Origin of the sequence: Nocardia sp. No.11, from assembly GCF_038752175.1 — a bacterium.
Taxonomy (GTDB): domain Bacteria; phylum Actinomycetota; class Actinomycetes; order Mycobacteriales; family Mycobacteriaceae; genus Nocardia; species Nocardia canadensis.
On sequence record NZ_JBCGFB010000015.1, the window covers coordinates 1 to 18,375 of the forward strand.

Genomic DNA, 18,375 nt, shown 5'->3' on the forward strand with positions numbered 1-18,375 from the left:
CGCCGATCTGCTCGGCGCTGGCGGTCTTGTCGTAGACGTGCGTGACGCCCCAGGTGCTGATGTCCTGCTTCTCGGCGTGACTGGTCACCGCACAATTGCCTTCGGCGGCGGCGGTGCCGGAACCGAGTGCGACACCGACACCGGCCACCACCACAGCGGTGGTGGCGACGCCGGCGGCGAGACGTGAAGTCCGGATCATGATTTTCCTCCAAGCCCCGGCGAGTCGGCCGGGACGATTGTTGTCGACTGGTCCGTCACGACACGGTGACGTGCTGTGCCGGACCGCTGTTCGCCGGAACGGGAAAGACTGTCGTTCCGGCGAAGATTCGGGGTTTCATCGGCTGGATGCGTGGACGCGGTGAGCTGTCATCGGGCGTCGTCCCACATCCGCAGGAAGATCTCCGCGCCGCGGAAGACATCGGCCATGACCTCCGGGCCGCCGAGAATCCGGACCGCCTCGAGCCAGTCGGCGTAGGACCCGTAGGTGGCGGTGCCGTCGGTGTTGAAGTCGAATGTGCGCTCGCCCCAGCGCTCTCGATCGAAACTGACCTGTCCGTCGTGCGAGGTGAACGGATACCGGATCGTGCCCGGTCCAGGAGCGGCGCCTTGGCCTGCGATGCCGTTCATGTCGGAACCGAAGCCGAAGCCGAACTCGCCGCTCGGGCGGGGCATGGCGCGGGCATCGCGCCACGCCCGGACGAAGGTCGCGGGTTCGCTGGCGTAGGGCACGGCGAAACCGCCCGCGGCATAGACTCGCGCCGTGGTCTTTTCCGAGTCCCAGCCGTGGGAGGACACGACACCGGAATAGCCGCGCTGTTCGATGATGGACATGACCCGGTCGGCGGTCGCCTCGCTCAGATGATCGACCTCGATCAGGAATCCGTGGTCGATCATCCGGTTGATCAGATAGCTTCCCAGGTCGGTCAAACCGCGCGCATTACAGTGCGGTCCCGCCGGATACAGGGGGAGTGGGGCGCCCCCGATCAACGGTCCGGTGAGGTTGGCGAGGAACTGATTGATGTGCCCGGCGATCGGTATCGAGGGCTGGGTGCTGTCGTGTTCGGGGCCGGGGCAGGCCTGCACATTCCAGAAAGTGCCGGTCTGCATGAAGTTTCCCGCGTTGACCAGCAAGCCGGTGACGTCGTGATCCATTTTCGTGCCGCCGAACGCATTGTCGAACTTGTGCACCGGGAAGAAGCTGCTGACGCCGATGTTTCGCAGCTCGGCCAACCAGCGATCCACGTCCGCCCGCGTGCATTCCGGCTGACCGAGAAAGACTCCGCACCCCAACGGATCGGACAGTTCCATGCCGAGGACCACGGCGAGTTTGCCTGCCTCGGCGATCCGGCGCGCTTCGCCCGGATCGGTGGCGATGCGGAAGAATCCCTGCCCGGGCCCGCCGGCTTGGGCATCGATGTAGTCCTGCAGGGCGCGCAGCCCCGCCGCCTGGATGCGCACCGAGGCCATGTCGTCGCACGGGTTTCGGCGGTCGGTCATCATCGTGCACAGCGACTCGTTGTCCACGAGGTCGACGGTCATCACGCGCAGCCCCGCCTTCCATGACCGCTCGATGCTGGTCCAGTAGGCACCCTCGGTGGTGAGTACGGAGGGCTTGGGCCAGTCGCGGAAGGTGGGCCACCCGGCGGTGTCGGAAACGTGGAACGGTTCACCGTGATCGAGGAAGTCGGCGATCAGACCGTTGGTGCCCGTGCGGTACCGAGCGCAGTCGGGCAACGCGTACTCCACCCCGTAGGGGTGCCAGGGACGGCCGCAATGGAAATTGCCGCCCATGAATTCGAAGGCGGTGATGTGCGCGTGCGCGTCGATGGTGCCCTGGATGGGACCGTTCGTGGCGCCGGGCCCCGGCGTGCCGGTGGCGCCCGACCGAGCCTCGGGAAATTCCGCGCAGCCGGTGTCCGGGGTGAACGTGGCGGGCGAGGAGGTTCCGGTGGCGGTGTTGCGGATCGTGAATCCGCTTGCCCCGGAACCGTCCACCGTCCATACGGCGGCGGCGGAGGGCTCCTGGGCGGGCCGGATCGTGGAAGCCGATGCTTCCAGAACCTCATGATCGCGCCCATAGAGCAGGTACTCGCCGAGCGTGGTCGCACGCATTCGATACGGGCCCGCCGCCGGAACCAGCGGACCGGCCGGCGTGTCGATCCGAAAGCAGCCGTTGACCAGCGAATAGCGGGTCTGTCCGGGGTCCGCGGTGGCGGAACCCGAACTGGACCCGGCCAGGCCCGCGGCGACCAGGGCTGCGGCGGCGAGGATCGTCGCCGGCCGCCTCCTCGTGCGGATGGTGGTGGAACGCAAGACTTCTCACTTCTGAAATAGTGATGTTTCACTTTAGGCGCAGCCGGTGCCCACGGCGGCGACGGTTGCCCGTCGCCGCGCGCCCGTCGCCAAAATACTATGGCGCATAGTTTTTTGGTGGCGGTTTCAGATCATGGCCAAAAACGCTGCCGCCGAGCCGAGCCCGACCGCGAGCACCGCCGTCGCCGGCACCAGCAGCATCGTCCCCGCCAGTGCCCAGGCCGCCCGGCGCCGTGACGCCGAACGGAACTTCGGTGCGGCGCCCAGACAGGCCAACCGCATCGCCAACGAATCGTGGGCCGGATCCACCGTCGACATCGACATCGGGGCACCGTGAACGGCCACGGCACGCAGCGCGGAACCCAGCGACTGCGGATCGGTCCGGGTCGCGGCGGCTCGATCGGCGGCCAGTTCGACGAGTGTCGTCAGCGCCGACGGCGCGGCGGCGAACAACGGAATCCGAGGAAAGGCGCCGGCGAGCACCTGGCATACCCCGAGGATGTGATGGTGGTGGCCGCGCAGATGCGCGTGCTCGTGGGCGAGCACCGCACGCCACTGCGCTCGGGTCAGGCACCGCGCGAGCCCGTCGGTGACCACGACGTACCCGCCGTGTCCGGCGACGCTGTACGCCATCGGCACCGGATGCTCGAGCCACACCACGCCCGCCCCGCCGGGGTCGGCGCGGCCGAGCACCCCGATCAGCTCCGCGTGCCGTCGGCGCCGCGCCGACGCGTGCCGACGGTGAACGACGGCGACCCGGGCCACCAGTCCGGCCGGCACGATCAGGCCGCATATCGCGGCGGGCATGATCAGTTCCGCGGTCCAGGTGATGATCATCGGCTCGACCTCGGCCAGGCTGCGCGCCAGGGCGCCCGCCCGGGAGTTTCCCGGCGGGTCACCCGGCCATGCCAGCGCGGCCAACGCCAGCATGCCGAGCCCGATCGTCGCGGACATCGCACCCACCCAGGCCACGATTCCCACCACCGGCGCGGCACCGAAGTCGATGCGGAGCAGCACCGCCGGCGCGACCAGCGCCAGCATCGTTCCGGCCGCCACCAGCGCGATGAGCAGGATCATGGACCGCCCTCGCCGGCGGACAGTCCCTGCCGCAAGGCTTGGATCTCTCGCTCGCTGGCGGTGCGGGCCAGGTGCAACAGCGCGCCGGGCGCGTCCGGGCTGGCATCGAGGATCTCACGCAGCAGATCGGTGGTCGCTTCCGCGCGGGAACGACTGGGGCGATACCGGTAGCGCCGACCGATCTTCTCCCGTCGAACCCAGCCCTTCTCCCAGAGGTGCGTCACCACCGTCAGGACCGTGGTGTAGGCGGGGGTCCGTTGCTCCCGGCCGATCTGGTCGACCAGATCGTGCACCGACAGCGCGTCCGGAACGTCCCACAGCACCGCCATCACCTGGTTCTCCAGCGTTCCCAGGCCTTTCACCATCGCCCCATTCCCTCTCACCGCCGCGCTATCGCCATGACCACCGATACCGCAGGCACAACATACTGGCCGCTACCGATTCCGGTGACCTACTCGGCCGAATCGCCGGGAACGACGATCGGCATCGAGAGCCCGTGCGTCCGGGTCGTCATCGCGCCACCTGTGCGCCGGTGTGTCGGCTGTCCGGAGCTTTCCGGGCTCCAGGCGTGGGGCCGCGGCGGACGTGTCCGAGCGTGGTCGACCTCCGCTACCGCAGCTCGGTACGCGACATCAATGCGGGCAGGGAATGGCCCCGAAAGCGACCGGTCGGTTGTAAAGCGCTGTGGTGGAAGGGATTCGGACGCAATCCAGCAGAACGGCGGCCGCGAATATCCTGTGATCGCTTCCATCCCGGCAGGAACGGAGTCGCGGAATGCTCGGAATTCTGTTGCAGCTGGCGGTATTGGCGCTCTTCGTCGCCGTCGCGGTGGGGATCTTCGTGCTGGGGGATCGGGTGCGGCCCGAATCATGGCGGCACGACGATGATTCCGGTGCCGGGTCGATGACACTGGACATGGTCAACATGTTCTTCGCCGCCATCGTGGCGTTCGTGGTGGTGATCCTGTGGCAGCAGTTCGACACCTCGCACGCGCACACGGTGTCGGAGGGCAAGGCCCTGGTGAACGTGTACGAGTCCGCGAACAGCATGCCCGAGCCGGATCGGGAGAAGATCCAGGGCCTGGTCACCGCCTACACCCGGCAGGTGATCGACGAGGAGTGGCAGGTCATGGACGAACAGCGCCGGCTGAGCGCGTCGACCCAGGCGACTCTGGATGAACTGCGGGAGACCGTGGACGCCGTGCCCGCCGGCACCGCCGACGCGAAGGCCGTCCAGGACGAGACGGCCGCCGCCGTCGCGGCGATCACCGATGCCCGCTTCGACCGTGGCCTCGACGCCGGCTACCGGTTGCCCGGGTTCCTCTACCTCGCCTTGTGGTTCGCGACCGCCATGCTGCTGTTCGGCACCGTCTTCTCCGGTGTCGTGGTCACCAAGCGCAGCATCCTCATGACCGGAGTGTTCGGCCTGGTGATCGGTGCGGTGATTCTGGCTGTCTACCAACTGGATCAGCCGTTCGCCGGCGGGAATCACGTCGCCAAGGACGCCTACGAACTCGCGCTCGCGCGCTTCCAGGACCTCGCCGCGGAACAACCCGCCGGCGGCGAAATTCCTCGTTGACCGGGGCACACGGCGATCAGTACTGGGCGATCGGAGGCACGGTGGGCGGGATGCGAACAGCGGTACGAGGATCGATGGCGTTGTCGGTGGCCGCGGCTGTGCTCGCCGTTCACGCTGCACCGGGTTCGGCTGCCCCGGGACTCCCGACCATCGACGAGATCGTCAGCGGCAGTGCGGCTCCGGGTACCGAGGCCGCGCCGGGCGACGGACCAACCGGTGGGCTGGAGCTGGGGCTCGGCACCGGCAGCGGCGCCGCGAGTGAGCCGGGCTGGTCGGCGGCATCGACCGGCAGTGCGGCGGGGATGCTCCCGAATCCGCCGGTCGGGCGAGATCTCGGTCTCGGTCCGGGATTTCCCGGCGGCGCCGGCGGCGACCACGCGATGACCGATTCGAGCGGGGTGCCCGGGGCAGCCGAGTCCTCGCTCGATCCCGCACCGAGGACTGCCGTCGCCGGCCCGGGCACGCTGGGCGGTCTGCTGCTCCCCAACCCCGACTTCGTGCTTCCCGCCTGTGTCGGCAGCGCGGCGGTCGGCAGCGCCGCGCTGGGGTCCGCGATCGTCACCGGCAGCGGCACGGGGTCGAGCCTGATCGGCGTCGGTTCCAGCGGACTCGTCGGCTCGGGCTCGGCCGGTGCGGGCAGTGCGGCGGTCGGCAGCGCCGCGACCGGCAGCGCCGTGCTGACCTGCCTGCTGTTGCTGCCGGTCCCGGGTGCGCCGGAGCCCGGCATCCCGCTGGCCATTCCGCCGGACCCGGTGGTGGCGCCGCCTGTCGTCCCGGTCCCGGTGCGACTGCCCGAGGTGATCCCCTCGATCCCCGCGGCGATTCCGCCGCCGGCGCTGTCGTCGCCCCGGGTCGACTACGCCGCACCTGTGCAGGCGCCGCCCGCGGCTCCGCTCACCGCGCTCCAGGTGATGACGGTCATGATCGTCACGATCATCGCAGGCGCGCGTGCTCGCCTGCGTGGCCGATAGAGGCCGTACCCGCCGCCCGCGGCACTGCCAGTCGAGCCGGACGGTGGGTAACGGGACATGTCCCTCGGATGATGTCCCACTCCGCGGCCCCCACCGACCCGGCGAGCGAGTGCTCGATGACGAGTCGGCGCAAGTAACAGCGTTGGGGGACAGGAAGTTTCCTGACAGCGCGAGGACCTGAACTGTTACCGACCGGTATGTCGCGCCGATCCGGGCGGTTCCACCGGTGTGGCAGTGTCGTCGCGATGTGTTGATGGCAGAGCTCGGGTACACCTGCCGTCCCTCGGGAAGGAACACTGTCTGTGGAGGACGTCCATGTCTCCCGTCGGCTCGCGCCGCGGTCGTCGTACGCCGAGCAGGATGCTGGTTGCCCGGTGCAGGGGCACGTCTACGCGCCCGAGTTCGCCGCCGATCCGCACGGGAACTACCGCGCCATGCGCGAAAAGTACGGGGCGATAGCGCCGATCGAGCTGTCGCCGGACGTCCCGGCCAACCTGGTGCTCGGGTATCGCACCGCGGTGCGAATCCTCAACGACCCCGACAACTTTCCGGCCGATCCGCGGCCGTGGCAGGACAGCATTCCCGAGGACTGCCCGGTGCGGCCGATGATGCAGTGGTACCCGAACGCGCTGCGCAATTCCGGGCCGGTCCACGCTCGCTATCGGCAGGCCTACGTCGCCGCGATCGACTCCATCGACCACCACGCCCTGCACGCGACCGTGGAACAGATCGCGATCTCACTGATCAATTCGTTCTGTGCGGCGGGTTCGGCGGATGTGTTAACCCAGTACGCGTTTCCGCTGGTCTTCGAGACGCTCAACCGGGTGGTCGGGTGCACCCCGGAGCTGGGACAGCGGGTGGCCACCGGCATGGCCGCGCTGTTCGACACCGTGAACGCGGCCTGGGGCATGGAGCATCTGTCGGCGGCGCTGATCGAGCTGATCACCCTGCGCCGCGCGAACCCGGGCGACGACCTGACCTCGCGGCTGGCCCACCACAGCGCGGGTCTCGACGACGAGGAGATGCTCTACAACCTGATCAGTTTCTACGGCGCGGGTATCGAGCCGATGCAGAACCTCATCAGCAACGCGCTGCTGCTCATCCTGACCGACTCCCGATTCGGCGGCGGTGTGATCGCGGGCAGTCTGTCCACGCGCGACGCCCTCGACGAGGTGTTGTTCCTGGACCCGCCGATGGCGAACTTTTGCACCACCTATCCGCGGCAGCCGGTCATGATCGACGACGTGTGGCTGCCCGCCAACCAGCCGGTGGTGATCAGCCTGTCCGCGTGCAACAACGACCCGTCGATCACCCAGGGCGACCGCAACGGCAACCGGTCCCACCTCGCCTGGGGCGCGGGCCCGCACGCCTGCCCCGCTCGCTCGGTCGCCTATCAGATCGCCCAGGACGCGCTGGACCAACTGCTCGACGTGCTGCCCGACCTGACCCTGGCCGTGCCCGTGGCGGAGATCGCCTGGCGGCCGGGGCCTTTCCACCGCGCGATGACGACGCTGCCGATCGACTTCCCGCCGTCGGCGCCGCTGTTCGTCCCCTGAGCGGTCCGGCCGCGCGGTAAGTTGCCCACCACGCGGCCGAAACAGGCTGCGGCACTATCGATCACGGGCCGCGGTCCCTGATATGAAGGAGAATGTCATGGAACCGATCGTGCTGGATACCACCGGTGCCGATATCCAAAGTGAGTCGGCGCGCATTCAGCAGCGCGGCCCGGTGACGCTGGTCGAGCTGCCCGGTGGGGTGCCCGCCTGGTCGGTCACCGACCAGGCCGTGCTCCGGAGCCTGCTCGCCGACCCCCGCGTATCGAAAGACCCCAGGCAGCACTGGATGTCGTTCATCAACGGCGAGATCACCGAGGCCTGGCCGCTGCTGCCGTGGGTGGCGGTGGACAACATGTTCACCGCCTACGGCGCCGATCACCGCAGGCTGCGCCGGTTGGTCTCCCCGGCGTTCAGCCACCGTCGCAGTACCGCGCTTCGCCCGCGCATCGCCGAGATCACCGAGAGCCTGCTCGACGCGCTGGCAGCCGTCCCTGCGGGCGAGCCGGTCGATCTGCGCAGCGGCTTCGCCTATCCGGTCCCCATCCGGGTCATCACCGAACTGGTCGGTGTACCGGACGGGCTGGGACCCGCGCTGCACAAGTGTGTGGACGGCTTCTTCGACGGTTCGTTCACCGCCGAGCAGGCGCAGGCCAACTACCTCGAAATGTACGGATTGATCGGCGAACTCGTCGCCTATCGGCGCGAGCACCCCGGTGACGACGTGACCAGCGTGCTGATCGCCACGCGCGACGACGACGATTCCCACCTGTCGGAGAAGGAACTCGTCGACACGTTGATGCTGGTCATCAACGCCGGCCACGAGACGACGGTCAACCTGCTCGATCAGGCGATCGTCGCGCTGCTCACCCATCCCGAGCAGCGCGCCGCGGTGGCCGAGGGCCGGGTGTCGTGGGCCGACGTGGTGGAGGAGACCCTGCGCTACCAGGCCCCGGTGGCGCACCTGCCCCTGCGGTACGCGGTCGAGGACATCGACGTCGACGGCGGGCATCGGATCAGCAAGGGCGAAGCCATCCTGGCCTCCTACGCGGGTGCCAGCCGCGATCCGAAGGTCCACGGCGCCACCACCGCCGAGTTCGACCCGACCCGGGCCACCCGCGACCAGCATCTCGCCTTCGGCCACGGCGCACACCACTGCATCGGCGCGTCACTGGCCCGGCTCGAAGCGGCCGTCGCCCTGCCCGCGCTGTTCGATCGATTCCCGGGAATGCGCCTGGCCACGAGCCCGGCCGAGCTGGCGCCGATGCCCAGTTTCATCTCCAACGGGCACGCCGCTGTTCCGGTGTATCTGCACGCGGACTAGGTCGAAGGTCGCCGCTCCGCGCCGTCCTTCGGCGGCGGGGCGGAGTCGGGCATCACCATCGTCGTGGCGATCGACGGGTGCTCGGGTCGGCGCGGGCGGCAAGTCCCGCGCCGTCGGTCCGCGCGGAACGTTGAACAGCGCCCGGCGGCCTTGGTACCGTGAATCGGGGACCGCCGTTCGGGCCGGTGCACCGTGCGGCCGCCGCCCGAGCACGATCAAGGGGCGCAGTCGATGCCGGTATTCATCGTGGAGCGGCAATTCGCCGAACAGCTCGAGGTGGCCCCGGAGACCGCCGCGGAGATCAATCGGATCAACGACGAGTTCGGCGTGCGCTGGCTCAGTTCCTTCCTGTCGCTGGACAAACGCAAGACCTTCTGCCTCTACGAGGCCGACAACGTCGAGGCGATCCGCGCCGCCGCGGTCCGGGCGGGCATTCCCGCCGACGCCATCCTGGAACTGTCCGGTACCGTCACACCCGACGGCGCCTTCGCGCCGCTGTCGACCGCGGACGGGCCGGTCACCGGCTAGAACAGCAGTCCGTGTTCGGTGGCGAAGATCGCGGCCCTGGTGCGGTTCGGCGCGCCCGTCTTGATCAGGATGCTGCGCACATGGTTGGCGGCAGTGTTGGCGCTGATGAACAACCGCTCACCGATCTCGCGATTGGACAGACCATCGGCGACCAGACGGAGCACATCCACCTCGCGGTCGGTCAGCCCGTTCGGGAGCGGGACGTGCTCGGAACGGGGAGCGGGATCGGCGTCCAGATCCCGCAGAATACGGCGGTGCCCGATCCGTCGCGCCAGGGCGCGGGCCTCGGTGGCGAGGTCGACGGCGGCCGGCCCCGACACGGCATCGGGGTGCCGGAGCCGGTGCCTGCACCAGGCAGCCAGGGTCTCGGCCTGATGGGTCACCGCGCCCATCCGGCGGTCCATCGCGAGCGCCCGCTCGAAGTGCCGATCGGCGCCGGGCGCGTCGAGCACGGAGTCCAGCTCGCCCAGATAGCGATCAGCGCTGCCGAAAACCGCGACGCTCGCGCCCGCCATCAGATTGGCGCCGGTGTACTCGGCCAGCAACGGGCGCAGCGTCGCCGCGACCGCGGTGTCGTCGAGCCGGACCGCCGCCTCGGCGGCGAACGCCAGCACCCCCGCCCATTGCGCCCCGAAGCGGTGATCGCCGAGCCGGTCGCACAGACAGGTCAGCACGCGCGCGGCCGCCTCCCACATCTCCAGTTCCGTGTACAGGGCCAGCAAGCCAGGCAACCAGTGATCGTCGAAGCTCTCGTGCCCGGAGATGAGCGGACGAATCTGTTCCAGGCCGCCGGTGACCCGCCGGAGCATGAACTGTTGCACGCCCCATGACCCCTCGGTCGCGCCGCCGAACTCGTGGGCGAACTGGTCGTCGAGCCAGTCGCTGATCCGCTCGGTGCCCGCGAAGTCCCCGACGGCGAACCGGTGCGCGCAGCGCGAGCATCCCGCGACGTACCGGAAGAACGGCTGTCCGCGGGCCAGCGCCAACTCGGTCAGATCGCGTTGGGCACCGCTCCACGCCGCCTCGTCGCCGAGAAGGTAGGCGAACACCGCGCGGTGGAAGGCGGCGGGCCCCCGGTAGTCGTCGTCACCGAGGCGCGCACCGATCGCGTTGAGCTCGACCGCCCGCGCCAGCAGCTCGGGCGCCAGGTCCGGGCGCAGGCCTTGCCACAGCGTCGTGCACAGGGCATGCGCGGTCAGCTCCGGGTCGTCGATGGTCCTGGCCCGCGTCAACGCGTCCTCGCCGATCCGGCGAGCCCGCCGGAAATCGCCGGTGAACGACGCGGCCCGTCCCATGCTCGCGCGGGCGCGGACCGACAGCGGATCGTCGTGGTCCAGCTTCGCGGCATGCAATGCCTCACTCAGCAGCGTCAGCGAACGCTCCCCGCTCGCGGAGGGCCGCCACGACGCGTCCTCGTGTCCGATCGCGGCCGTCAGCCGGACACGCGGGTCCCCATCCGTGGCGAGCTCTTCGTAGAGCCGACGGGCGGTCGGGAAGTCACCACCGTGCAGGTGACAGCGCGCCGCCGCCGAGAGGAGTTCGACCCGGGTCGGTCCTCGCGCGACGCGCACCTGCGCCGCGCGCTCGTACAGCACGGCCGCCTCGCGATGGGCGATCCCGCGCTCGGCCTGGCGGGCGGCGAGTACCAAGTAGTGCACGGCCTTGTCCGCGTGTCCCAGGGCGCGCGCCCGGAAGTAGTGATGGGCCAGCGCGGCCACCCGCGTCGGGTCCCGCTTCTCGACGGCCACGGCGACCCGCGCGTGCGCGGCCGCCAGGTCGCCGGCCGACATCCGGTCGAGCACGGCCTGACGAGCCAGGGCATGCGCGAACCGATAGTCGCCGTCTGCCGCACCCGCGACGAGCAGGCCCGCGCGCACGCCGAAGTCGATCCCCGCGAGGACCTCGGTCGAATCGAGTCCGTCGGACAGGGCCTCGGGGTCGACGACGTCGCCGGCGACCGCGGCCAGCTCGATCACGCGTGCGTGGCGCACATCGAAGGCCGCCAGCCTGCGAGCGAGTGCATCCTGGACCGAACGTGGGGCGGCGACGCCGGAACGGACCGCGGTCAGACCGCCACGGCCGGCCAGATCGTGCCAGTACTCCTGGAGGAAGAACGGGTTCCCGCCGGTGTGGTCACGCAGCACCGGCGCTGCCGATCTCGCCGACGCGCGGGACACCCCGGCGGCGCGAACGAGATACTCGGCCACGTCGTCGGTGCTCAGGCCGACGAGGTCGATCCGGGCGACACCGTCGAGACGATGCAGATCGGCCAGCGCGAAGCTGACCGCGTCGGTGCGATCCGGGGCGGTCGTGCGGAGGGTCGCCAACACGAGTAGCCGCTCACCGGCCGTGGACTCGACCAGATGAGACAGCATCGCCAGCGTCGGTTCCGAAGCCCACTGCAAATCCTCGAGGACGATGACCAGGGGGCGGCGCTCGATGGTCGCCAGCAGTACCCGCAGGAGAGCGTCGAACAGCACGGGCCGGGAGTCTCGGTCGCCCGGGTTCGGTTCGGCCGACGGCCAGTACCGCGACACGCTGGTGGTCAGGCGCAGCAGCGGGGCTGCCGCCGCGGGCGCGATAGTCCGCAGGATTTCCGGCGGGGTCTGTTCGATCGCCTGCTCGAGAATCGCGACGAAGGGCCGGTACGGAATGTCGAGGTCTTCCCGACACGCACCCCACAGCACCGTGGCACCGTGCGCGCGCAGCGCCGCGGCCGCCTCGCTCACCAGCCGGGTCTTGCCGACGCCGGGCTCGCCGCCTACGAAGACGACCTGTCGCCGATCGTCCTCGACCGCGGCCCAGACGGCCTCGAGCCGCGCGACTTCCGCGCGGCGGCCGACAAAGGCCGTGCCACTTCTCGGCGGAGCCGATTCCGTCACTTCTCGACCATAGCCGGATTCGACGACCACGGAGATAGTCCGATCTGACCCCCTCGCGGCGACGCCGATTCGATCAGATCAGGTCAGGCGCACCGGGCGGGCGCTCCGTAGCGTCACAGGTAACGCCGACCGAGGAGCACGCCATGGCAACGCCGATCGAGGACCTGCCCATCGAGGTCGCCCAGGGCGAGTTGGTGACCCGGTACATCGAGTGGGGCGACATGGCGATCCGGCACGCCAGCGTGCCGGCCGGGACCGATTTCGGCCCCGTCCTGCACGGTCTTCCCGACGACCGGTGCCCCTGCCCGCACTGGGGAATCGTGCTGGCCGGGTCGTTGCGGCTCGAGCACGCCGACGGCACGGTGGAGACGGCGAACGCCGGAGAGGTCTATTACTGGCCGGCCGGGCACACCGCCACCTCCGCCGGGGGAGCCGTCTTCCTCGAGGTCGGTCCGGTGGCGCAGATGCGCCAGTTCCACGACCACGTACTGCGCGGCTGATCGCCGCACCGGCTCGACTCGACCTCCAGGAGCAGACATGAACGGCACGCCGGCACTGACCATGCTCGAAGCGGTTCGCGGTGAGGTGATCACGGCGCAGTCGCTTGGCTACGACCGGGCGCGCTCGGTCTACAACGGGATGATCGACCGCACGCCTCTCGCGATCGTCGGCGCCGTCGACGTCGCCGACGTGCGCACCACCGTCGACGCCGCCCGGGAGAGCGGACTCGACCTGGCCGTTCGCGCCGGCGGCCACAGTGTCCCCGGTTTCGGCACCGTCGACGACGGCATCGTCGTGGACCTCTCCGCGATGAAGGGCATCCGCGTCGATCCCGAGCGGCGGATCGCCCGAGTACAGGCCGGCTGCACCTGGGGCGACTTCGACCACGCCGCGCACACCTTCGGCCTCGCCACCACCGGCGGGATCATCTCGACCACCGGCGTGGCCGGTCTGACCCTCGGCGGCGGAATCGGGTACCTCGCCCGTGCCTACGGTCTGTCCATCGACAACCTCCGATCCGCCGACGTGGTCCTGGCCGACGGCACCTTCGTGACGGCGAACGCGACCGAGCACCCCGACCTGTTCTGGGCACTGCGCGGCGGCGGCGGCAACTTCGGAGTGGTGACGGAATTGGAGTTCGACCTGCATCCCGTGGACACCATCTACGGCGGACCCATGTTCTTCGAGCTCGACGCCGCCGAGAAACTGTTGCGGACCTACCGTGACTGGATCGCCGCGGCACCGCGCGCGATGGGCGCCTTCCCCGCCTTCCAGATCGCCCCGCCGCTGCCCTTCATCCCCGAAGACCGGGTCGGCGAGCCCTTCATGCTCGTGGTCTCGTGCTTCAACGGCAGCGACGAGGAGGGCGAAGCACTGCTCGCGGACCTTCGAGCGGTCGCGACGCCGGTCGCCGAGCACGTGGGCCGGATGCCCTATCCGGCGCTCAACAGCGCCTTCGACGCGCTGCTTCCCGCCGGACTACAGCACTACTGGAAGGCGGCGTTCCAGCCCGAGCTCACCGACGGCGCCATCGCCGCCCACCTCGAGTTCGGTCCCCGGGTCCCCGCCATGCAGTCCACCATGCACCTCTACCCGATCGATGGCGCCGTGCACGACGTCGCGGTGGACGCCACCGCGTTCGCCTACCGAAACGTGAACTTCGCTCCCGTCATCGCCGGTATGTGGCCGGACCCGATCGACAACGAATCCAATACCGAGTGGGTGCGCGACTACCACGCCGCGCTCGAACCGCACACCGCCGACGGCGGCTACATCAACTTCATGGCCTCCGACGACCAGAGCCGCATCCGCGCCAACTACGGCCCGAACTACGACCGTTTGGCGGCGGTCAAGAAGGCCTACGACCCGGCCAACCTGTTCCATCTCAATCAGAACATCGCCCCGGCCGGATAACGCGATCACCGGGCCCGCGAGGGCTGCGGCCGGGCCTGCCGGCACCCGGCTCGGACCGCGGTGATGGGCATTCCGCGCATTCGATCTAGAACACGTTCTACACTCCGGCCATGGACCTTGTCGCGATCGAGGAGATCAAGCGTCTCAAGCACCGGTACTTCCGCACACTCGACCTGAAACTGTGGGACGAATTCGCGGACTGTCTCGCCGAGGACATCTCCGCGCGCTATGGCACCCAGGCCATGGCCGAGCCGCTGCATTTCGACAGCCGGGCCCGTGTCGTGGCGTTCATGGAGCAGAACCTCGGGCCCGGGATCGTCACGGTCCACATCGCCAACCATCCCGAGATCGACGTCGACGGTGATACCGCGCGGGGTTCCTGGGCGTTCGAGGACACCGTCCTGGTGCCGGACGCGAAGGTCCAGATCCGCGGCGGCGGATACTATTCCGACACCTATCGTCGCGACCCGGACGGTGCGTGGCGGATCGCCTCGACACGCTACGAGCGCATCTACGAGGCATCGACCTCGCTGGCGGACCTCCCGAGCTTCACGATGCTCGCCAACCGGTGGGACCCTTCGCTCGAGCACTGACCACCGTGGTGGGCAGACCGTCGGTCGGTCGCGTCAGCGCTGTTCGGTGAGCGCCCGGCGCGACTCCTCGTGCAGGATCGCGAGGAGTTCCTCCTCCAGCGCGACGAACTCGGGCGCGGTGATCATGGACAGTCCGCGCGGGCGCGGCAGGTCGATGCGCAGTTCGTGGCGCACGGTGGCCGGGCGGGCCGACAGCACGATCACGCGGTCCGACAGATAGACCGCCTCACGGACATCGTGGGTGATCATCAAGACCATCCAGCGGTAGCGCTGCCAGACCTCCTGCAGCCACGACTGCATCTCGGTGCGGGTCAGGGAGTCGAGTGCCCCGAAGGGTTCGTCGAGCAACAGCAGTTCGCGCTCCTGGACGACAGTCCGCAGCAGCGCGGCCCGCTGCCGCATCCCACCCGACAGCTGGGACGGGCGGGCGTCCTCGAAGCCGGACAGCCCGAAGACCGGGAACAGCGCGCCGGCCCGGCGCCGCGCCTCCGCTTTCGGGACGCCCTGGACACGTAAACCGAGGATGGTGTTGTCCAGCACCGATCGCCAGGGGAACAGCAGGTCCTTCTGCGGCATGTAGGCGCAGTGCGACGCGGTGTCCTCGCCGTCGGCCGCGCGGAAGCCGACGCTGCCGGAGTCGGGGGATTCGAGTCCGGCCAGCATGTTGAACACGGTGCTCTTGCCGCACCCGCTCGGTCCGATGACGGTGACGAACTCGCCCGATCGGACGGTGAACGACACCCCGCCCAGCACCGCGAGGTCCGGGCTGCGCCGACCGGGTTGCGGGAACGACTTGGTGAGACTGTCGACGACGATGCGGTCGCGCTCGGCGTCAGTCACGTCGGCTCCTGTTCTGCGCGCGCGACCACGGCGCGACGAGGCGTTCGATCGCGAAGGTCGACAGGTAGAGCGCGATGCTCAGCAGCGCCGTGACCAGCACCGCCGCCAGCACCAGGTCGGTGCGGAACGAATTCTTCTGCAGGCTCATATAGATGCCGAGACCGGCACTCGCGCCGACGTACTCGGCGAACACCGCGCCGACGACGGCATAGGTGATCCCGATCCGCAGCGCCGTGAAGAACCGTGGCAGGGCGGACGGTAGTCGCACATACCGGAACTCCTGCCACCGGGAGGCGCCCATGCTCCGCAGCAGCGCGCCCGCGTCGCGGTCGGCCGCGGCGAATCCCTCGATCAGGCCGATGGCCATCGGGAAGAAGGTGACCAGCGCGACCACCAGGATCTTCGGCAGGAGACCGAACCCGAACCAGATGATCATCAACGGTGCGATCGCCACGATCGGCACGGTCTGCGACGCGACGAACAGCGGCACCAGCGCCCGCCGCAGCCACGGCGAGAAGTCGACGATCACCGCCAGCACCCACGCCAGCGTCAGCGACACCGCGAACCCGGCCAACGTCACCTGCAACGTCGCGGCGGCGTGGGACAGGATCTCGTCCCGGTGCGCCCACCCCTGCTGGACCACCCGCAGCGGCGACGGCAGCACCTGCGGTCGGACACCGCTGCTGGTGACGTAGACCTGCCAGCCGGCGACGAGCGCCGCCACCGTGACGAACGACGGTATCGCCCACCGGATCCCGGCCCAGCGCGCCGTCCCGCCGTCGTCGCCGGTGGGGGCCGGCGACGACGCGGCTACGGGCAGCTCACCGGTCGGCGAGGTACTCATCGGTGAAATAGGTCGACCAGTCGGGTTCGGTGGTCAGCGGCTTGCCATCGGGGCCGGTCNCAGCTCACCGGTCGGCGAGGTACTCATCGGTGAAATAGGTCGACCAGTCGGGTTCGGTGGTCAGCGGCTTGCCATCGGGGCCGGTCAGCAGGCCGCTCCGGTACAGGAAGCCGGAATTGGCCGACCACTGCTCCACCGTCTGGGTGCCCACCGTGCCCTGGGCATCCTTCATGAACTGTTCGGCCAGCATGCGCTGGCTCTCGAAGACCAGCTTCTCGTCGGTGAACGCGCCCGGGTTGGCGGTGATGAGATCCTGCGCCGCCGCGTCCGGGTTGTCCGCGGCGAACTGGTAGCCGCGTTGCAGCGCCTGCACGAATTTCGCGGCGCGGTCCGGGTTCTGGGCCAGCCAGCCCTCGTTGGCATCGATCACGATCGCGTAGGAATCCGGGAAACCGAAGTCGGTGTAGCGGAAGTATCGCATCGGGGTGCCGTGGTGTTCGGCCTCGATCCCTTCCCACGCCAGGTACGAGACAGTGAAGTCCGCCTTGCCGGAGTAGACCGCTTCGTAGGCCGACGAACCCAGCACCACCGAGGTGAAATCGCCGCGGCCACCGTCGTTGCGGATGACCTGCTGCAGCGCCTCCCGCTCACCCGGGTCGCCGAAGCCGGCGTAGGTCTTGCCGTCGAGATCCTTCGGGCTCGCGAGGTCGGCGCGATCGGCGCGCACCCCGATGCCCGTCGCCCAGTGCTGCAGCGGCGCGAGCACCGACTTGACCTGCGCGCCCGACGCGCGGGCGAAGGTCGACGAATTGTGGGTACTGATCCCGAATTCCGCGTTGCCGGCGTCGATCATCGTATCGACCGAGGTGTTGTTGTACGGCAGGACCTGCACATCCAGGCCGGCGTCGGCGAAATAGCCGCGCTGCAACGCGACGTAGAGCCCGGCATGGTTGGTGTTGGGCGTCCAGTCCAGCGCGAACCGAATCGTCTGATCGGAGCCGCCGCCCGAACCGCAGGCGGTCAGCAGCGACAGCGCCGCGACGGTGGTGGCCATGACCGCGAACGCGCGGCGAAGACGCCCGCTCATGCGGCAGGCCAGGGCTGCGGATGCAGGGCGGTGTCCCAGAACATCAACTCGTAGCGCACGGCGAGGACGAACGCCTTCTCCATCGCCGCGCGCTCCTGCTCGCTCGCCGAGTCGGCGGCGGCGTCGACCAGCGAGCGGGCCGTGGCCGCGGACTGCTGGAACTCCGCCGCGCCGTAGGTGCTGACCCACTGGGCGTACGGATGGGCGGGATCGGTCGCGATCACCTTCGCGGCGCTCTCGGCCAAGCCGCGGCCCACGTCGGCGTAGATCCAGAAGCAGGGCAGCACGGCCGCCGCGGCGACGGCGTAGGACTCGGTCGCGGCCGCGGCGATCAGGAAGGACACGTAGGCGAGGCAGGTCTGCGAATGCTCCGCGTCGCCCTGCCGCGGGGGCAGCGCTCCACCGGTGAGCATCTGATCGTGCATGGCCGACTCGACCGCGGCCGCGTTGGCGGACGAGGTCGCCCAGAACGCCGCCGTCCGCGGGTCCGGTGACTTGGCGGCCAGGATCGCCAGCGCCTTCGAATACCCGGTCAGATACAGCGAATCCTGCTCGATGTAGGTGCGGAACACCTCGAGCGGCAACGTGCCCTCGCCGAGGTGGCGCAGGAATTCCAGCTCGTCGATCGCGCTGCGCAGGACCTTGGTCCGGTCCCAGAGGTGATCGGTGAACAAGCCGGTATTTGTGGTGTGGGCGCGCAACACCGTGACATCCCTTCGTCAGCATTACCTGAACAGGTTCAGCGGGTCTGTTCTCAGCCTCGCGGTCGCGAGACACCCCGTGTCGGAACTCGACCGACACTAGCAGCGACCACCGACACGCGGACGCCGCCCGGGTGCGCGCGCAGTCCCGCTCACGGTGGTAAGTGTTC

16 protein-coding genes, 1 pseudogene and 1 riboswitch are annotated in these 18,375 nt (G+C 69.3%); of the genes and pseudogenes, 8 read left to right on the plus strand and 9 right to left on the minus strand.

Annotated features, from left to right (window positions below):
- From V8688_RS07160 to V8688_RS07175, 4 genes and pseudogenes are all read right to left on the minus strand, one after another.
- Positions 1-199 (minus strand): annotated as a pseudogene (locus V8688_RS07160) (hypothetical protein); the annotation flags it as partial.
- 167 nt (positions 200-366) lie between these two features.
- Positions 367-2,313 (minus strand): peptidase, encoded by a 1,947-nt coding sequence (locus V8688_RS07165; RefSeq protein WP_218718121.1) that lies wholly within the window; start codon positions 2,311-2,313, stop codon positions 367-369.
- A gap of 126 nt (positions 2,314-2,439) precedes the next feature.
- Entirely contained in the window at positions 2,440-3,390 is a 951-nt protein-coding gene (locus V8688_RS07170; RefSeq protein ID WP_342800449.1) for a M48 family metalloprotease, read from the minus strand.
- Positions 3,387-3,752 carry a BlaI/MecI/CopY family transcriptional regulator gene (locus tag V8688_RS07175; RefSeq protein WP_342800483.1) on the minus strand — a complete coding sequence of 122 codons (366 nt, stop codon included), beginning with the start codon at positions 3,750-3,752 and terminating at the stop codon, positions 3,387-3,389. The genes V8688_RS07170 and V8688_RS07175 overlap by 4 nt, the downstream gene beginning before the upstream one ends.
- Before the next feature lie 412 nt (positions 3,753-4,164).
- Here V8688_RS07175 and V8688_RS07180 point away from each other — a divergent pair, with 412 nt between their 5' ends.
- The 5 genes from V8688_RS07180 to V8688_RS07200 all read left to right on the plus strand — a co-directional run bounded on the left by V8688_RS07180 (position 4,165) and on the right by V8688_RS07200 (position 9,344).
- Positions 4,165-4,968, plus strand: a complete 804-nt coding sequence (locus tag V8688_RS07180; protein ID WP_342800450.1) for a DUF4239 domain-containing protein — start codon at positions 4,165-4,167, stop codon at positions 4,966-4,968.
- A gap of 74 nt (positions 4,969-5,042) precedes the next feature.
- Positions 5,043-5,939 carry a hypothetical protein gene (locus V8688_RS07185; protein WP_342800451.1) on the plus strand — a complete coding sequence of 299 codons (897 nt, stop codon included), beginning with the start codon at positions 5,043-5,045 and terminating at the stop codon, positions 5,937-5,939.
- A gap of 374 nt (positions 5,940-6,313) precedes the next feature.
- Positions 6,314-7,495: a cytochrome P450 gene (locus tag V8688_RS07190; RefSeq protein WP_316575388.1), complete on the plus strand. Its 1,182-nt coding sequence runs from the start codon at positions 6,314-6,316 to the stop codon at positions 7,493-7,495.
- 97 nt (positions 7,496-7,592) lie between these two features.
- Entirely contained in the window at positions 7,593-8,816 is a 1,224-nt protein-coding gene (locus tag V8688_RS07195) for a cytochrome P450 (protein WP_342800452.1), read from the plus strand.
- Positions 8,817-9,047: 231 nt separating this feature from the next.
- On the plus strand, positions 9,048-9,344 hold the full coding sequence (locus tag V8688_RS07200) for a DUF4242 domain-containing protein (RefSeq protein ID WP_218718117.1): 297 nt from the start codon (positions 9,048-9,050) through the stop codon (positions 9,342-9,344).
- On the opposite strand, the gene V8688_RS07205 is transcribed toward V8688_RS07200, so the two are convergent.
- Positions 9,341-12,226: an AAA family ATPase gene (locus V8688_RS07205; protein WP_342800453.1), complete on the minus strand. Its 2,886-nt coding sequence runs from the start codon at positions 12,224-12,226 to the stop codon at positions 9,341-9,343. The two genes, V8688_RS07200 and V8688_RS07205, sit on opposite strands and share 4 nt — an antisense overlap.
- Before the next feature lie 143 nt (positions 12,227-12,369).
- On the opposite strand from V8688_RS07205, the gene V8688_RS07210 reads away from it, so the two are divergent.
- The 3 genes from V8688_RS07210 to V8688_RS07220 all read left to right on the plus strand — a co-directional run bounded on the left by V8688_RS07210 (position 12,370) and on the right by V8688_RS07220 (position 14,733).
- Complete coding sequence (locus V8688_RS07210; protein WP_218718115.1) at positions 12,370-12,726, plus strand: hypothetical protein; 357 nt, start codon at positions 12,370-12,372, stop codon at positions 12,724-12,726.
- A 37-nt stretch (positions 12,727-12,763) separates the two neighbouring features.
- Complete coding sequence (locus V8688_RS07215) at positions 12,764-14,140, plus strand: FAD-binding oxidoreductase (protein ID WP_342800454.1); 1,377 nt, start codon at positions 12,764-12,766, stop codon at positions 14,138-14,140.
- Positions 14,141-14,250: 110 nt separating this feature from the next.
- Positions 14,251-14,733: a nuclear transport factor 2 family protein gene (locus V8688_RS07220; protein ID WP_218718114.1), complete on the plus strand. Its 483-nt coding sequence runs from the start codon at positions 14,251-14,253 to the stop codon at positions 14,731-14,733.
- A gap of 33 nt (positions 14,734-14,766) precedes the next feature.
- Here the strand turns inward: V8688_RS07220 and V8688_RS07225 are convergent, their stop codons facing one another.
- From V8688_RS07225 to V8688_RS07240, 4 genes are all read right to left on the minus strand, one after another.
- The gene (locus V8688_RS07225; RefSeq protein WP_342800455.1) at positions 14,767-15,573 is read right to left on the minus strand and encodes an ABC transporter ATP-binding protein; all 807 of its coding nucleotides are present in this window, start codon (positions 15,571-15,573) and stop codon (positions 14,767-14,769) included.
- A complete protein-coding gene (locus V8688_RS07230) occupies positions 15,566-16,417 on the minus strand; it encodes an ABC transporter permease (RefSeq protein WP_218718112.1) in 852 nt (283 codons plus the stop codon). Before V8688_RS07230 ends, V8688_RS07225 begins: the two co-directional genes overlap by 8 nt.
- Before the next feature lie 64 nt (positions 16,418-16,481).
- Positions 16,482-17,504 (minus strand): ABC transporter substrate-binding protein, encoded by a 1,023-nt coding sequence (locus V8688_RS07235; protein WP_342800456.1) that lies wholly within the window; start codon positions 17,502-17,504, stop codon positions 16,482-16,484.
- Complete coding sequence (locus V8688_RS07240; protein ID WP_342800457.1) at positions 17,501-18,208, minus strand: TenA family protein; 708 nt, start codon at positions 18,206-18,208, stop codon at positions 17,501-17,503. The genes V8688_RS07235 and V8688_RS07240 overlap by 4 nt, the downstream gene beginning before the upstream one ends.
- A riboswitch (TPP riboswitch) is annotated at positions 18,199-18,295 on the minus strand. Its footprint overlaps the gene before it by 10 nt.
- Positions 18,296-18,375 lie beyond the last annotated feature (80 nt).

Coding starts and splice junctions, on each gene's coding strand:
- V8688_RS07170 (WP_342800449.1), bottom strand. CDS start 3,390: ATGATCCTGCTCATCGCGCTGGTGGCGGCCGGAACGATGCTGGCGCTG.
- V8688_RS07180 (WP_342800450.1), top strand. CDS start 4,165: ATGCTCGGAATTCTGTTGCAGCTGGCGGTATTGGCGCTCTTCGTCGCC.
- V8688_RS07185 (WP_342800451.1), top strand. CDS start 5,043: ATGGCGTTGTCGGTGGCCGCGGCTGTGCTCGCCGTTCACGCTGCACCG.
- V8688_RS07195 (WP_342800452.1), top strand. CDS start 7,593: ATGGAACCGATCGTGCTGGATACCACCGGTGCCGATATCCAAAGTGAG.
- V8688_RS07200 (WP_218718117.1), top strand. CDS start 9,048: ATGCCGGTATTCATCGTGGAGCGGCAATTCGCCGAACAGCTCGAGGTG.
- V8688_RS07210 (WP_218718115.1), top strand. CDS start 12,370: ATGGCAACGCCGATCGAGGACCTGCCCATCGAGGTCGCCCAGGGCGAG.
- V8688_RS07215 (WP_342800454.1), top strand. CDS start 12,764: ATGAACGGCACGCCGGCACTGACCATGCTCGAAGCGGTTCGCGGTGAG.
- V8688_RS07220 (WP_218718114.1), top strand. CDS start 14,251: ATGGACCTTGTCGCGATCGAGGAGATCAAGCGTCTCAAGCACCGGTAC.
- V8688_RS07230 (WP_218718112.1), bottom strand. CDS start 16,417: ATGAGTACCTCGCCGACCGGTGAGCTGCCCGTAGCCGCGTCGTCGCCG.
- V8688_RS07235 (WP_342800456.1), bottom strand. CDS start 17,504: ATGAGCGGGCGTCTTCGCCGCGCGTTCGCGGTCATGGCCACCACCGTC.